Source organism: Cyanobium sp. Aljojuca 7A6 (genome assembly GCF_024346455.1).
In the GTDB taxonomy this organism is placed as follows: domain Bacteria; phylum Cyanobacteriota; class Cyanobacteriia; order PCC-6307; family Cyanobiaceae; genus Cyanobium.
Genome location: NZ_JAGQCY010000006.1, coordinates 104,855 through 117,612, shown reverse-complemented (window position 1 = coordinate 117,612; position 12,758 = coordinate 104,855). Strand labels below are relative to the sequence as shown.

Annotated in this window: 19 protein-coding genes; 5 read left to right on the top strand and 14 right to left on the bottom strand. The window is 67.5% G+C overall.

All coding sequences use genetic code 11. The features are described 5' to 3' along the window. Window positions 1-27 precede the first annotated feature (27 nt). From KBY95_RS07410 to KBY95_RS07370, 9 genes are all read right to left on the bottom strand, one after another. Window positions 28-384: a nucleotidyltransferase domain-containing protein gene (locus tag KBY95_RS07410; protein WP_254964315.1), complete on the bottom strand. Its 357-nt coding sequence runs from the start codon at window positions 382-384 to the stop codon at window positions 28-30. Further along, a complete protein-coding gene (locus KBY95_RS07405) occupies window positions 381-530 on the bottom strand; it encodes a nucleotidyltransferase substrate binding protein (protein ID WP_254964314.1) in 150 nt (49 codons plus the stop codon). The genes KBY95_RS07410 and KBY95_RS07405 overlap by 4 nt, the downstream gene beginning before the upstream one ends. Window positions 531-678: 148 nt before the next feature. Beyond that, on the bottom strand, window positions 679-846 hold the full coding sequence (locus KBY95_RS07400; RefSeq protein WP_254964313.1) for a hypothetical protein: 168 nt from the start codon (window positions 844-846) through the stop codon (window positions 679-681). Between the two features lie 125 nt (window positions 847-971). Further along, window positions 972-1,244, bottom strand: a complete 273-nt coding sequence (locus KBY95_RS07395; protein ID WP_254964312.1) for a type II toxin-antitoxin system VapC family toxin — start codon at window positions 1,242-1,244, stop codon at window positions 972-974. Then, window positions 1,241-1,468, bottom strand: coding sequence for a type II toxin-antitoxin system Phd/YefM family antitoxin (locus KBY95_RS07390; RefSeq protein ID WP_254964311.1), 228 nt, complete (start codon window positions 1,466-1,468; stop codon window positions 1,241-1,243). The genes KBY95_RS07395 and KBY95_RS07390 overlap by 4 nt, the downstream gene beginning before the upstream one ends. Window positions 1,469-1,489: 21 nt before the next feature. Then, entirely contained in the window at window positions 1,490-2,236 is a 747-nt protein-coding gene (locus KBY95_RS07385; protein ID WP_254964310.1) for an endonuclease/exonuclease/phosphatase family protein, read from the bottom strand. A 66-nt stretch (window positions 2,237-2,302) separates the two neighbouring features. Then, entirely contained in the window at window positions 2,303-3,115 is an 813-nt protein-coding gene (locus tag KBY95_RS07380; RefSeq protein WP_254964309.1) for a hypothetical protein, read from the bottom strand. Between the two features lie 362 nt (window positions 3,116-3,477). Continuing rightward, complete coding sequence (dcd, locus tag KBY95_RS07375) at window positions 3,478-4,071, bottom strand: dCTP deaminase (protein ID WP_254964308.1); 594 nt, start codon at window positions 4,069-4,071, stop codon at window positions 3,478-3,480. Between the two features lie 4 nt (window positions 4,072-4,075). After that, window positions 4,076-4,651 (bottom strand): cob(I)yrinic acid a,c-diamide adenosyltransferase, encoded by a 576-nt coding sequence (locus tag KBY95_RS07370; RefSeq protein ID WP_254964307.1) that lies wholly within the window; start codon window positions 4,649-4,651, stop codon window positions 4,076-4,078. A 163-nt stretch (window positions 4,652-4,814) separates the two neighbouring features. On the opposite strand from KBY95_RS07370, the gene rph reads away from it, so the two are divergent. From rph to KBY95_RS07350, 4 genes are all read left to right on the top strand, one after another. Further along, window positions 4,815-5,558 carry a ribonuclease PH gene (rph, locus tag KBY95_RS07365; protein ID WP_254964306.1) on the top strand — a complete coding sequence of 248 codons (744 nt, stop codon included), beginning with the start codon at window positions 4,815-4,817 and terminating at the stop codon, window positions 5,556-5,558. A 67-nt stretch (window positions 5,559-5,625) separates the two neighbouring features. Next, entirely contained in the window at window positions 5,626-6,366 is a 741-nt protein-coding gene (ntcA, locus tag KBY95_RS07360; RefSeq protein ID WP_254964305.1) for a global nitrogen regulator NtcA, read from the top strand. A 75-nt stretch (window positions 6,367-6,441) separates the two neighbouring features. Continuing rightward, window positions 6,442-7,689 (top strand): DUF3084 domain-containing protein, encoded by a 1,248-nt coding sequence (locus tag KBY95_RS07355; RefSeq protein ID WP_254964405.1) that lies wholly within the window; start codon window positions 6,442-6,444, stop codon window positions 7,687-7,689. Next, window positions 7,686-8,117 (top strand): resolvase, encoded by a 432-nt coding sequence (locus KBY95_RS07350; RefSeq protein ID WP_254964304.1) that lies wholly within the window; start codon window positions 7,686-7,688, stop codon window positions 8,115-8,117. The genes KBY95_RS07355 and KBY95_RS07350 overlap by 4 nt, the downstream gene beginning before the upstream one ends. Here KBY95_RS07350 and KBY95_RS07345 read toward each other — a convergent pair. Genes KBY95_RS07345 through psbH form a run of 4 tightly spaced genes read right to left on the bottom strand, consistent with a single transcriptional unit; the run spans window position 8,095 to window position 9,512 of the window. Next, entirely contained in the window at window positions 8,095-8,352 is a 258-nt protein-coding gene (locus KBY95_RS07345) for a DUF3146 family protein (protein ID WP_190611239.1), read from the bottom strand. The two genes, KBY95_RS07350 and KBY95_RS07345, sit on opposite strands and share 23 nt — an antisense overlap. An 18-nt stretch (window positions 8,353-8,370) precedes the next feature. Then, the gene (pth, locus tag KBY95_RS07340) at window positions 8,371-8,979 is read right to left on the bottom strand and encodes an aminoacyl-tRNA hydrolase (RefSeq protein WP_254964303.1); all 609 of its coding nucleotides are present in this window, start codon (window positions 8,977-8,979) and stop codon (window positions 8,371-8,373) included. Between the two features lie 13 nt (window positions 8,980-8,992). After that, window positions 8,993-9,292, bottom strand: coding sequence for a TatA/E family twin arginine-targeting protein translocase (locus tag KBY95_RS07335; RefSeq protein WP_254964302.1), 300 nt, complete (start codon window positions 9,290-9,292; stop codon window positions 8,993-8,995). Window positions 9,293-9,311: 19 nt separating this feature from the next. Continuing rightward, entirely contained in the window at window positions 9,312-9,512 is a 201-nt protein-coding gene (gene psbH / locus KBY95_RS07330; RefSeq protein ID WP_015109629.1) for a photosystem II reaction center phosphoprotein PsbH, read from the bottom strand. A 126-nt stretch (window positions 9,513-9,638) separates the two neighbouring features. Here psbH and psbN point away from each other — a divergent pair, with 126 nt between their 5' ends. Continuing rightward, window positions 9,639-9,788 carry a photosystem II reaction center protein PsbN gene (psbN, locus tag KBY95_RS07325; protein WP_254956694.1) on the top strand — a complete coding sequence of 50 codons (150 nt, stop codon included), beginning with the start codon at window positions 9,639-9,641 and terminating at the stop codon, window positions 9,786-9,788. A 14-nt stretch (window positions 9,789-9,802) separates the two neighbouring features. Here psbN and KBY95_RS07320 read toward each other — a convergent pair whose 3' ends face one another. Beyond that, complete coding sequence (locus KBY95_RS07320; RefSeq protein ID WP_254964301.1) at window positions 9,803-12,733, bottom strand: alpha-mannosidase; 2,931 nt, start codon at window positions 12,731-12,733, stop codon at window positions 9,803-9,805. Between the last annotated feature and the right edge of the window lie 25 nt (window positions 12,734-12,758).

The following is a 12,758-nucleotide window of genomic DNA, read 5'->3' as shown; positions in this document are numbered from 1 at the left end:
CGGCTTCGGCGATGGCCACCCAGATCGTCAAGCAGGAAAATCTGGCGGATCCGAGCGTTGGTACAGCAGCACACCGGCACGTTGGATGTGGTCGAGTAGGGCGGGATGGCGGATGGCGGCGAGTGCGGAAAGATCGATCATCCAGGGCAGGAGCAGATCATCGAGATCGGCATCGATTAGGGCCAGGGTGGCGTTGCTGATGGCGCGACCCGTCAGGGTGAGATCGATATCGGAGGCGGGGCGGTGGCGGCCAAGGGCTCTGGAGCCGTAGAGGATCGCGGCCTCCACCTCGGGATAGGTGGCGAGCACCATCTGGATGGCCGCCATCGCCGACTCCGGCAGGCCGATGGCCTGGGCTGACACCAGCGGGGCACTGCTGATCATGGCCGGGGATCGCTGAGTGCCGCGAAGCGCACACGCAGGACCTCGAACAGCGGCGCAAAGCGATCGATCACGTCGTGGGCGATCGCCTTGGCCTGCTCGAGGTTGTAGGTATGCGATGACTGATTGCGGGCCTTGATCATCGCCATCCAGCCCTCACCATCGTCGATGCCCAGGCGAGTTCATGGGTGAACTCAAATCCCTGAATCAGCCCCTGCCGTTCCAGCCAGCACTTGCAAGGCCCGCTCGAAGTTGTCAAACCGCTGGCGCCAGCGGATGTCAGCGTCTGCCATGGGCTCAGGGTAGGGAATGGGGCCCGTTCATGCCCCTTGGCACCACGGCGATGCCATCGGCTCGCCGGTAGCCGTAGCCGCTGCCGCAGACCACCGCCAGAAAGGCAGGTTCGCCGGTGCGCCTCGTATCGATCTGCTGGCGGAAACGCAGCAGGCCTGCGGCAGCGTCCAATGCAGGAAAAACGGAGCTTCTGATGCAGGAAAAGCTGGGCAGCTGATGCCGGACAAACCGAGGGCTGTTTCCTGGTACCCGTCCAGGTCGCGATCACCTCACGTGGGCCAAAGCCGTGGCCACGATCAGCCTGTCGGCAGGATCACCATGGTCACGTCAAGGGGCATGATCTGAACAACAGCAGGGGAAGCGGCCTCCTGCAGCCAGGCCTGAAACGGCCGATCCAGCGTCAGCCGTCCTTTGGCATGGAGCATCTGCGCCTCCCAGAGGCTCATGGCCGAGAGGTGGGTGCTGCCGGCGGCAGCCATTCGATCAAGCGAACGCCTTTCCCGCGCTCCGAGGCACTCGGAGCCCAGCAGCCACCACAGCCAGACATGGGTGTCCAGCAGAACCTTCACCGCAGGGCATCGAGTGCCTGGGCCTCCAGCGCGGATTCCTCTGGCTCAGCGTGCAGCACTCCGGAACCGCGCAGGGTCGTCCATGGCTGGGGTCCCTGAGCGGAGCGCGCGGTCGGGGGCATGAGGCGTGCCACCAACTTGCCGTGGCGGGTGATTTCCACCACCTCACCGCCGCTCTCCACCTGCCGGATCAACTCCAGGCACTGGGCACGGAACTCGGTCACGGAAATGTCCATCAGGCCAGCTTAATGGGCATTTTGTGGTTGGGCCTCATTAGGCAGATTCACTCGAACCAAGAGAGGCATGTGATCGCTCCATTGCAACCATTTGTCAGATTCACCGATCCAAGCTGAGCCTTCACCTAGCCACGCAGCAGGCGCGAAGGCATAATCGATGTGATACGCCTTGGCAGGATTCCGCTGCAAAAAGAATGTTGGCTCCGGCTCTGAACCCTGCGGAATTCCGCGACTTCGGTGATAGACGCTCTCCAGACCCATATCCGAGAGCTCTCTGACTACATCAGTATGGTTCCACCACCGATCCCATTTATCCCAGCGAACATTGCTATTCAGATCACCGATAATCACCGTTGGCTGACTTGAAAGCACGGATCGGTGAGCTTGAATGAACTTCCAGAGCTGTCCAATGTATTGAAAGGTAGGGGAGTTTGCTTGCCGTGTCCAGGTAGCCACGAGCAAGAACCGATCCTGAATCCTGCACGGAAGGAACGATTCGAGTTGGCCTAGTTCAAGATCGACAGGGGCAAGCCTTACTTCGGGAGCAGCGAACACTCCAAGCCCCTTGTGCTTGCTCCTTCCAACCCACAGGTAGTTCTTCGCCCATGCCTTATACGAAGCACTCGTGGAGCGACCGGGATCTTCACACTCTTGTATGACGGCAATATCAAACTTCAAAGCGCCTAAAGCATCGAGCTTGTTGCGAAAGGCACCGTTGCAGTTCCAAGTCAAGATATGCATACGTTTAACGCTCAAGATCAGAAGCGGGCATGGATCTAAGCATAGTCAGCTATCTCCGCACCCGCCTTCTGAATCTTGATGTTAGCCTTTATTCTTATCGGCCAATAGATCATTGATGATCTCCGGCTGAGAAACCATCTCGCAAAGCAAGTGCACTATCTTGTCATCCATGTAGGATCGCATACAGTCCTCAAATTGATAAATCACAATATTATTCCGATCAGCAATGAATCTTGCTGCTGAATCGCTCGCAATCTTTGCTAGCTCTCCTAGAAGCTTGCCAAAACCAAGATCAATTAGCCTTGCCGCTACAGGGAGGACATTTAGGGTTACTCGGCGGTTGTTAAGAATTTCATTTCCTTGTTGGAGCAGTTTCTGACCGTAGTGACGTAGATTTTCAAATGAAGATAACTTTGCATCAGATTCGATGGCAAGATGGGCGGCAGCATAGCCAGAGAAGATCTGTGAAGTTAGTAGATCATCAAATCGCTTCAGGGGTTCTTTCCCAAGTAATCCTTTAGGTGCTGGAAGCAACTCATCTGTTGTACTGATGGATGAAAGTATCCTGCATATCGGCAGAGCCAAGTCAGGTGGGAGTGCTGCTCTAACATTGTCTTGGGTCGGCAGGCCAGAAACATTAATCACAGCAGTTCCGTTCTTCATTCCAACAATGAGATCATGAACAAAGTTTAGTGCTTTCGCCGCATCCCATTTTGAAGCCTTTGAAATTCGTGATTGCTTAAGCCCATCGATAAGCTCTGCTGCTTCAGTGCAGGGATTTTTGGGTGTAACTATTCTCTTGGAAAGAAGGGAATCACCACTCTTTGCGGAATACGGACTAGGAGGCATAACAAACTTGTCAATTCCCCCCTGAAAGCCAAGAACATATATCATTTTACTCGCTGGAATCGGCTCTAGGCCTTGGCAGGGATGCTCGATCGAAAAGAATTGATGCTCGATCGTAGACCTCAGTGTGGGCCTGTGAGACCCCCGCAAGCCACGCTTGCTCGGTGGGGCCTAGATATCCTCTACGTATCATGCTTCTTCCATTAATGGGATAAGGCTAACTCTTTATTGGGCGGCTCCGATAACCACCTTCATCCCAGGCCCACAGCCACATAAGAAGTTGATTTTTAGCAGGCCATCCCGCCAAAACACCCTCGCCACAACCGGTTAGCCCATGAGCCTTGACCCAATCAAGCAACTTAGACGGACCCGATAACCACCTGTCCATTTCGCTACAGAAGCCCCACCCCTCAAACCTTCGCCAGCGTCACCCGCTCGGGCTGGTGCTGGTACTTGCCCTGGCGGTCGTTGTAGGTGGTGGCGCAGGGGTCGCCCTCGAAGAACAGCAGCTGGCAGATGCCCTCGCTGGCGTAGATGCGGCAGTCGGCGCCGGAGGAATTGCTGAACTCCAGGGTGAGGTGGCCCTCCCAGCCGGCTTCAGCGGGGGTGGTGTTCACGATGATGCCGAGCCGCGCGTAGGTGCTCTTGCCCAGGCAGATCACGGTGATGTTCGTCGGCACCCGCATCTTCTCGAGCGCCACCCCCAGCCCGTAGGAATGGGCCGGCAGGATGAAGTAGTCGCCGTCCCCGTCGCTGTGCATCGGCGCCGGCTCCAGGTTGGCCGGGTTGAATCGCTTCGGGTTCATCACCGTGCCCGGCACATGGCGGAAGATCAGGAACTCCTTCGGCGACAGCCGCAGGTCGTACCCATAGGACGAACACCCGAAGCTCAGCACCGGCCCGGTGCGGCCCTCCGGATCCAGGTGGCGCACCAGCGTCGGCTGGAACGGCTCCAGCATCCCGCCGGCGGCCTGTTCGTTGATCCAGTGGTCGTTCTTGAGCATGGCGTCAGCCGCCGCGGCGCAACTGGGTGACCTGATCGGCCATCGCCATCAGGCTGGCCGGCATCGAGGGGCCCGTCAGGATGACATCCAGATGGGCCGGCCGCTGTTCAAGCGCGTCGATCACAGCCTCAGCACGCAAATAGCCCAGGGCCACCGCCAGCCCCAGCTCATCGAGCACCAGCAGATCCAGGTCGCCCTTGAGCAGCCGCTGGCGGCTCACCTCCCACACCTCAGCCACCGCCTCGAGCGCCTCCTCGGCCGTGGCGCCCTCCTCCCCCTGGGAGCCCGGCGGCCCATCGAGGCAGTGGGGCGTGCCCGGCCGCAGCCACTCCAGCCGGCCGCACAGCGTCAGGCTGCCCGCCGGCCCCTGCTCCACGCCCCCCTTGAGGAACTGACTCACCAGCACCCGGCTGCCCAGCCCGGCGCTGCGCAGGGCCTGGCTGAACACCGCCGCGAAACTGCCCCGGAACGGCGCCGTGTGGATCTGCAGCAGCCCCTCCGGCTGGCTCACCAGCCGCAGTGGCGGCACCAGGGCCACAGGCCGATGGGGGTGGGTGGTGTCGATGAGGCTGGCGGTCATGGACACCCAAGGAAGCGTTGGTGTGAAGGGTCCGGACGGCTAGCCCCAGCCCCTCACCTCCCGAATGTAGCGGCCTCTGCCAGCTCGGCACACCATCGGTAGTGGCTCGGAACAGACGTACCACTGGCGGCGTTTACGCTGCCCCTTCCCTGCCAAAGCCCGCGTGCCCACTCCCCGCAACGACGGCCGCCGCGCCGACGAGCTGCGCCCCGTGGGCCTCGAATGGGACCCGATGGGCTTCGCCCTGAGCTCGGTGTTCTTCTCGGCGGGCCGCACCCGCGTGCTCTGCAGCGTCTGCCTCGATCCCGAGGTGCCCCGCTGGCGGCGGGGCTCGGGCAGCGGCTGGCTCAGCGCCGAATACCGCCTGCTGCCGGCCTCCACCCCCAGCCGCCAGGGCCGTGAGCTGATGAAGCTCTCCGGCCGCACCCAGGAGATCCAGCGGCTGATCGGCCGCAGCCTGCGGGCCTCCCTCGATCTGTCCGCCCTCGGTGAGCGCACCCTGCTGGTCGACTGCGACGTGCTCCAGGCCGATGCCGGCACCCGCACCGCCTCGATCACCGGCGCCTGGGTGGCCCTGGCCGCCGCCCTGGAGCGCCTGCAGCAGCAGGGCGTGCTGGAGGCCTCACCCTTGCGCCAGCAGGTGTCGGCGGTGTCGGTGGGCCTGGTCGACGGCCAGGCCCTGCTGGATCTCGACTATTCCGAGGATTCCCGCGCCGAGGTCGACCTCAACGTGGTGATGGACGAGCAGGGCCGGTTGCTGGAGATCCAGGGCACCGCCGAGGGCGCCCCCTTCCCCCGCTCCCGCCTCGACGCCCTGCTGGACCTGGCCGAACCGGGCCTGCGGACATTGCAAGAGGCCCAGCGCCAGGCCCTGTCTGCGGCGCCGGCCACACGCACGACCGGCTAAAGAGTGTCGTTGGCTACATGGATCAGCCAGGCCGATCCATAGGTTCCTAACCATTCGCCACGCCTTGATGGTCGGCGCCACGCGTGGCTTCAGCCGCTACCCCAGCAGCCCATCCAGCGGATCCCCCGGATCCGTGACCCCCATGGGCGCCCCTGGCGCCAGCACCGTCACCCTGCTGGAAGTGATCCGGGGCCTGGCCGGCAGCAACATCGAAACCATCGAGCGCGGCAAGACGATCTTCTTCCCCGGCGATCCCGCCGAACGCGTCTACCTGCTGCGGCGCGGCGCCGTGCGGCTCTCACGCGTCTATGAGTCGGGCGAGGAGATCACCGTGGCCCTGCTGCGCGAGAACAGCCTCTTCGGCGTGCTCTCCCTGCTCACCGGCCAGCGCTCAGACCGCTTTTATCACGCCATCGCCTTCACCCGGGTGGAGATGGTCACGGCCCCGGCCACCTCGGTGCGGCGCGCCATCGAGCAGGACGCCAGCGTCGGCCTGCTGCTGCTGCAGGGCCTCTCCTCCCGCATCCTCCAGACCGAAACCATGATCGAAACCCTCACCCACCGGGACATGTCCTCCCGGCTGGTGAGCTTCCTGCTCGTGCTTTGCCGCGATTTCGGCGTTCCCGGCAGCGAGGGGATCACCATCGACCTGCGCCTCTCCCACCAGGCCATCGCCGAGGCGATCGGCTCCACCCGCGTCACCATCACCCGCCTGCTGGGCGATCTGCGCAACGACGGCCTGGTCCAGATCGACCGCAAGAAGATCACCGTCTTCGACCCCATCGCCCTGGCCAAGCGATTCAGCTGAACGGGCGGCCCCAGCCGGGTGCCGTGAGGCCACCGACAGGGATACTTGGTGCACCGCAAAACCGAGGCGCAGACGGTGTCGGGTTGGCTGCTGATCCTGGCCCTTCTGGTGCTCGGCGGAGTGCTCTCCACCCTGGGCGACCGGCTCGGCAGCCGTGTGGGCAAGGCGCGCCTCAGCCTGTTCAACCTGCGGCCCCGCAAGACGGCCGTGGTGATCACGGTGCTCACCGGCAGCCTGATCAGCGCCGTCTCCCTGGCCTTGATGCTGCTGGTGAGCGAGCGCCTGCGGGTGGGGCTCTTCCAGCTCGATCAGATCGAGGATCGCCTGCGCGACAGCCGCAGCGCTTTGCAGCGCAACAAGGTTGAACTGCAGCGCACCCGGGGCGAACTGGAGCGCAGCCGCCTCGATCTGACCACCGCCGAACGCCGCCGTGACCAGGCCCTGACCAGCCAGCGCCGGGCCCAGAGCCAGCTGCTGGCCGCCGAACGCCGTGTCGACACCCTGCGCCGCGAGCTTCAGCCCCTGCAGGCCGAGCGCGTCCGGCTGGAGGCCGAGCGGGCCCGCCTCACCAGCGAGGTGCGCGGCCGGGACGCGGAGATCCGCCGCACCGAAGCCGAACTGGCCAGCGTGCGCCGCCGCATCGCCGCCGGCGCCAAGGAACTCAAGGACCTCGAAACCAATGTCATCGCCCTGCGCCGCGGTGATGTGGTGATCGCCAGCGGCCAGCCCCTGGCCACCGCCAAGGTGCAGCTGCAGCGCCCCGACCAGGCCAGGCAGGTGATCGATGCCCTGCTGCAGGAGTCGAACCGGGCGGCCTTCCAGCTGCTGCTGCCCGGCCAGGCCCCCAACCGCCAGATCCTGCTGGTGCCCCGCAGCGACATCACCCGGCTCGAAACGCTGCTCGCCACCCCCGGCACCTGGGTGGTCAGCATCCGCTCGGCCGCCAACGTGCTGCGGGGCGAGGCCCAGGTGCTCGCCTTTCCCGACCTGCGCCCCAATCGCCAGGTGGTGCAGCAGGGGGAGGTGCTCTCCCGCACCGCCCTCGAGCCCGACGTGCGCGACCTCGATGCCGTGCGCAGCCGCCTCAACCTGCTGCTGGCCGCCGCTTTCGCCAAGGTCCAGCGCCAGGGCACCCTGGCCAACGGCCTCCAGTTCGATACAGCCAGCCTCAACACCCTCGCCCGCGAGCTCACTGAGCGGCCCGCCGGTGTCACCGCCAACCTCGAAGCGGTGGCCAGCCAGAACGCCGACACCCCCGACCCGATCAGCGTGGAGCTGCGCTGGCTCCGCAAGGACGCCCCCACCGGACCCCTGCGGCCATGACGCTGGCGGCACCTGGCCCCCTGGCCGGCCTCGATCCCGGCCGCAGCAAATGTGGCCTGGTGCTCACCGATCCCGAGCGCCTGGAGATCCGCCAGGCCCTGGTGCTGCCCCCCGAAGCGGCCTGGCAGCGCCTGCAGGACTGGCACCGCCACCAGGCCCTGGCGGCCGTGGTGATCGGTGATGGCACCGGCAGCGGCCCCTGGCGTCAGCGCCTGGAGCCCCTGTTGCCGGTGGAAGTGGTGGATGAGCGCGGCAGCACCCTGGCGGCACGGCGGCGCTACTGGGAGCTGTTCCCCGCCCGGGGCTGGCGCCAGCTGCTGCCGCTCGGCCTGCGCCAGCCCCCCCGCGACTGGGACGACGTGGTGGCCCAGCTGCTGCTGGAGCGCCGGCTGGGGAGACCTCTGCTCAGAACGACGCCCGCACCGTGAAGACGTAGTCGCCGCCGGGTTCGAGCTGGTAGTCGGCCTTGAGCAGGAAGCGCAGCAGGGCGTCCTGGATCAGGGCGCGCCCCAGGGAGGGCTCCACCTGCAGTTCACCCCGATCGAAGGCCCAGCGGAAGCGCCACTGGAAGCTGCCGGCGCTGATCTCCCCCTCCAGCAGGCAGGGGCTGAAGCTCTGGCGCAGCACCCGCAGCTGCGCGGTGGTGGCGGGAAGGCGGCTCACGGGACGTTGTCGATGCTCTCAGGATGGCGGCGGATCGGGGCGAAAACTGTTCAGTCGGTTGGCGGCCTTCTCCAGCCCCACCCGGCGGATCAGGTCGATGCCCGCCTCCACCTCATCGAGCACCGTCTCCAGCACGGGCCGATCGGTGGCGGAGAACTTGCCCAGCACGTGCGACACCGTGCGGGCCCGGCGCTCCTCGGGGGTCTCGCCCGGCGCACCGATGCCGATGCGCAGCCGCGCAAAGGACTCGCTGCCCAGGTGGGCGATCGTGCTGCGCAGGCCGTTGTGGCCGCCGGCCCCGCCTGAGGCCCGCACCCGCAACCGCCCCAGGGGCAGGTCCATGTCGTCCACCAGCACGAGCATCTGGGCGGGCTCAAGCCGGAACCAGTCGAGGGCGGCGCGAATCGAGCGGCCGCTGTCGTTCATGAAGGTCTGGGGCATCAGCAGCCGCAGGCGCTTGTCCCCCTGGCCGGTCTCGGCCAGCAGCCCGTGCAGGCGTCCCTGGTTGCGGAAGCTGGCGCCACCGGCACGGGCCAGGCGCTCCAGCACCATGAAGCCGACGTTGTGGCGGGTGTCGGCATAGCGGGCGCCGGGATTGCCCAGGCCCACCAGCAGTTGCAGATCCAACGGCCGATCGCCCTCAGCTGGAGGGGCCGGCGCTCTCCTCAACCACCACCGCGGGGGTGGTTTCAGCCGCAGCGACGACGGCCGTCTCGGCGGCTGGCGGGATGGCGGCGGGGGGGCCGGAGATGTCGATGGACTGGTCGGTGCCCACCGCCGTACGGAACTCCTTCTCGAACTCCTGAGAGGCCGACTGGAAACCCCGCAGGGTGCGTCCCAGGGTCTTGCCGAGCTCGGGCAGCCGCTTGGGTCCGAAGACCAGCAGTCCGATGGCGGCGATGACCGCCATCTCAGGCAGACCGATGCCGAAGATGTTCATGGACAGGGGGCGAGAGGAATCAGCCGACGCCGTTCCAGTTGACGTTGATGCCCTCGAGCAGGAGGGACTTGTTGTACAGCTGCAGGATCACCAGCAGGAACACCAGGAAGAGCAGCATGAACACGCCCATCACAGGGGTGGTCCCCCAGCCGGGCACCACCTTTCCGTACTCGGAATTCAGGGGGCGCAGCAGGTTTCCCAGACGGGTGCGTTGGGCCATGGCAGCTCGGACCTCTCGGGCACGGGATCGCGGTGCTTACTGTAAGGGTCTTGCCGGCCGCACCGAGATGGGCTGTCGAGAGTTGTGACGCAAACCCCGCGTCCCCTCCCCCGCCTGAGAACACCCATGGATCCCGCCGCCAGCACGTCCCCCGCCCTCTCCGTGGCCCTCACGGTGCTCGCCGTGCTGCTGGCTCTCACCGGTTTCGGCGTGTACACCGCCTTCGGCCCCCCGTCCAAGGGCCTCACCGATCCCTTCGACGATCACGAGGACTGAGCCGCCGCGGCCTTCTACGTCCGGCCGCGCCTCAGCTTCCAATGCCCCAGTTGCCAGGGGCCCAGCAGCAGGTGATCCCCGCTGCCGTCGTCCGCCAGCCCCTGGCCCAGGCCGTCGCAGCGCTCCAGCACATCCCAGTTGGGCCCGGTGCTGAGGTGGCGCCGGCAGGGGCCCAGGTTCTGCACGCTGAGCAGCACTTCCCCCATGCCCGCCTGGATGCCTTCCGCCGGCAGCGGCCGCAGGGCCACCAGTTGCAGATCGTCCCCAAGCGCGGGGAAGAACGTTGCGCCGAGTCCGGCTGGCTCGCCTGAGGCCGCCGCCGCCACCGGCCGGCACCAGAGCGGTTCCCGCAGCCGGGTGGCCTGCTGGGGCGCGGCGGCCGCCCGCCAGCCGCCGGGACAGGGCAGCAGGGCCAGCCGCTGGCGCTGCCAGCCGTTATCGGCGCCGGGATCGGGCCAGGTGGGCCCGCGCAGCAGCGAAACTCCGAGTGATTCGGCCGTCGCCGACACCCCCTGGGGGCCGTCCAGCAGCACCGCCAGGCCATCGCCGCGGCCCGGACCCACCGAGGCCAGCCAGCTGATGGCACTCACCTCCCAGCGGACCCGCTCCCGGGCGGTGCGGGCCGTGGCCGGCCGCTCGATCACCCCGCCGGAGGTGTCGGCCGCCCAGCGGCAGGCCGGGGCGGCCAGGGGAATCTCCAGCCGCAGCAGCTCATGGCGCTGCTGCCACTGGGTGCTCAGCACCAGCTCCAGCCAGGGGCTGCCCGCCAGCAGGCGGGCATCCAGACGCACCGGACTCTCGCCGCAGCAGCCGCGCCACACGAAGCGGCCACACAGCGGCCCCGTCTCCAGCCAGTGCGGCGCCCCCTGCCAGCTCCACGCCAGCGGGTGCTGGCGGTAGTCGGCAGCCAGGTCCCAGGCATCCCAGAACTCGCCCCGGTCGCGCCAGCGGCACCAGGCCAGCGGCCCTGCCAGCTGCGGCGTGCCGGCCGCATCAAACAGCTGCTCCACCCCCGCAGGGCCGATCAGCGCCGACACCAGGCCATTGCCCAGCTGCCAGCGCTCCGGCCCCTCGCCGGCGACCCGCTCCAGCCGCACCGCCCCCTCCACGGGCCAGGTGGCTCCGTCGCCGGTGCCCTGGCGCCGCAGGCGTTGCACCCCCACCCCCTCGATGCCGGGGATCTGCAGCCACTGGCCGCCCCCGGGGGCCGGCTGCCCGCTCAGGCGCCGTTCGCCGCCCGTCCCTGCCAGCCACCAGTCGCCCGCCGGCAGACGCAGGCTGCGCGGCTGGGCCGGCAGCGGCTGCAGCTGCAACGCGCACCAGGCGTCCACAGCCCCGGCTGGCGCCCCACCAGCCAGGCCCCGCCCCAGGGCCCGGTCGCGGCGGCGGGCGGCCCGGCGGCGGGCGCTCCGCCACTGGGGTTCGGCCTGCTCGAACACCTCCGGGATCGAGGTGCCCGGCAGGATGTCGTGGAACTGCTGGAACAGCAGGCTGCGCCAGTCGTCGTCGGCGGCCTCGGCCGGCTGAGCGAACAGCGCCGCGGCCAGATCCGCCTCCCGCAGCAGACGCTCCAGGCTGCGGTTGTGGCGCTTCTGGTCCGGGCGGCTGGTGGCGCAGCCCCGGTGCAGCTCCAGGTAAAGCTCGTCGCGCCACACCGGCAGTTGGCCCGCCAGGGACTCCAGGGGATCGAGGTAGGCCCGCAGGGTGCCGTGCCGCTGGCCGGCCGCCACCGGCTGCCCCTGCCAGAGCTCCAGCTGCTCCAGCATCTCGGCGGTGGGTCCGCCGCCGTGGTCCCCCACCCCCGGCAGCCAGAGGGCGTCGGCGCAGCCGCTGGCCTGCTGCCACTGCAGCCGGTAGCGCTCCATCGCTACCGGGTCGCCATCGCTGCCGATCGGCGCCGTCATCAGGGCCAGCACCTCGGCGCCGCAGCGGCTGCGCCAGCGGAACAACCGGTGGGGGAAGGGGTTGGTGGCGTTCCAGGCCAGTTTGTGGGTGCAGAACCAGCGCACGCCGGTGGCGGCCGCCACCGCCGGCAGCCCGGCGGCGAAGCCGAAGCTGTCCGGCAACCAGGCCAGCCGGTGGCTCCACTCCGGGAAGGTGCGCTGGCTGTAGTGCTGGCCCTCCTGGAACTGGCGCAACAGCGAGGCAGTGGAGAGCAGCACGCAGTCGCTCTCCACCCACGGACCGTTGAGGGGTTCGAAGCGGCCCGCCGCCATGGCGCGTCGGACCCGGGCGAACAGGGCCGGCCGGTGGCGCTCCAGCCAGGCGTAGAGGGCCGGGGTGGAGTGGCCGAAGTGGAGCGAGCCGAAGCGCTCCATCAGGTCGAGGGCGGAGGCGAAGGTGCGCTCCGCCGCCTGCCAGGTGTCGGCCACGGGCCACAGCCAGGCCAGGTCGAGGTGGGCGTGGCCCAGCACCTGCACCAGCCCCTCCCCCGGGGCCTCGGCGCGGCCATGGGCGCGGCGCAGCTCGCGCAGCTCGGCGGCGGTGGCAGCCAGCAGGCCGAGGGGATCGGCCGGGTCCAGCGGCTCGAGCTCGATCCGGCTGGTCATCAGGGCGCCGTCGTCGTGAACCGGGCTGCGCAGCCGCAGCTCCAGATCCAGGGCCTCCCCCTGCCACCAGCGCTCGGGCAGGGGCCAGCGGCAGGCGGTGTCGAACAGATCGCCGCTGTGGACCCGCTGCCCATCGACCCACAGCTCGGCCCGGTCGGCCCACCAGCGCAACACCAGCCGGGCCCGGGCGCCGGTCGCCAGGGGCCGCCACGACTCCGGGCAGGGGCAGCGCAGCTGCAGATGGCGCCACTGACCACCTCGCGGCCAGATGATCAGGCCCCGGGCGGCCCAGTCGGGGCGATGGGTGCGTCCCCACGCCTCCCCCAGGGCCGGACCGCTTCCGCCCCCGGGCTGCACGCCCTGCCAGAGGGGTTGGAGATCCAGGGGCCGAAGCATGGGGAACGTGACCGAAACGTTTCAA

What these genes read in the sequence shown, in the direction of transcription:
- ntcA (WP_254964305.1), top strand. Translation starts at nt 5,626, where the DNA reads ATGGTCGGCGCCACGCGTGGCTTCAGCCGCTACCCCAGCAGCCCATCC.
- KBY95_RS07320 (WP_254964301.1), bottom strand. Translation starts at nt 12,733, where the DNA reads ATGCTTCGGCCCCTGGATCTCCAACCCCTCTGGCAGGGCGTGCAGCCC.
- KBY95_RS07410 (WP_254964315.1), bottom strand. Translation starts at nt 384, where the DNA reads ATGATCAGCAGTGCCCCGCTGGTGTCAGCCCAGGCCATCGGCCTGCCG.
- KBY95_RS07405 (WP_254964314.1), bottom strand. Translation starts at nt 530, where the DNA reads ATGGCGATGATCAAGGCCCGCAATCAGTCATCGCATACCTACAACCTC.
- psbH (WP_015109629.1), bottom strand. Translation starts at nt 9,512, where the DNA reads ATGGCCCAACGCACCCGTCTGGGAAACCTGCTGCGCCCCCTGAATTCC.
- KBY95_RS07350 (WP_254964304.1), top strand. Translation starts at nt 7,686, where the DNA reads ATGACGCTGGCGGCACCTGGCCCCCTGGCCGGCCTCGATCCCGGCCGC.
- KBY95_RS07335 (WP_254964302.1), bottom strand. Translation starts at nt 9,292, where the DNA reads ATGAACATCTTCGGCATCGGTCTGCCTGAGATGGCGGTCATCGCCGCC.
- KBY95_RS07370 (WP_254964307.1), bottom strand. Translation starts at nt 4,651, where the DNA reads ATGACCGCCAGCCTCATCGACACCACCCACCCCCATCGGCCTGTGGCC.
- KBY95_RS07380 (WP_254964309.1), bottom strand. Translation starts at nt 3,115, where the DNA reads ATGATATATGTTCTTGGCTTTCAGGGGGGAATTGACAAGTTTGTTATG.
- psbN (WP_254956694.1), top strand. Translation starts at nt 9,639, where the DNA reads ATGGATCCCGCCGCCAGCACGTCCCCCGCCCTCTCCGTGGCCCTCACG.
- dcd (WP_254964308.1), bottom strand. Translation starts at nt 4,071, where the DNA reads ATGCTCAAGAACGACCACTGGATCAACGAACAGGCCGCCGGCGGGATG.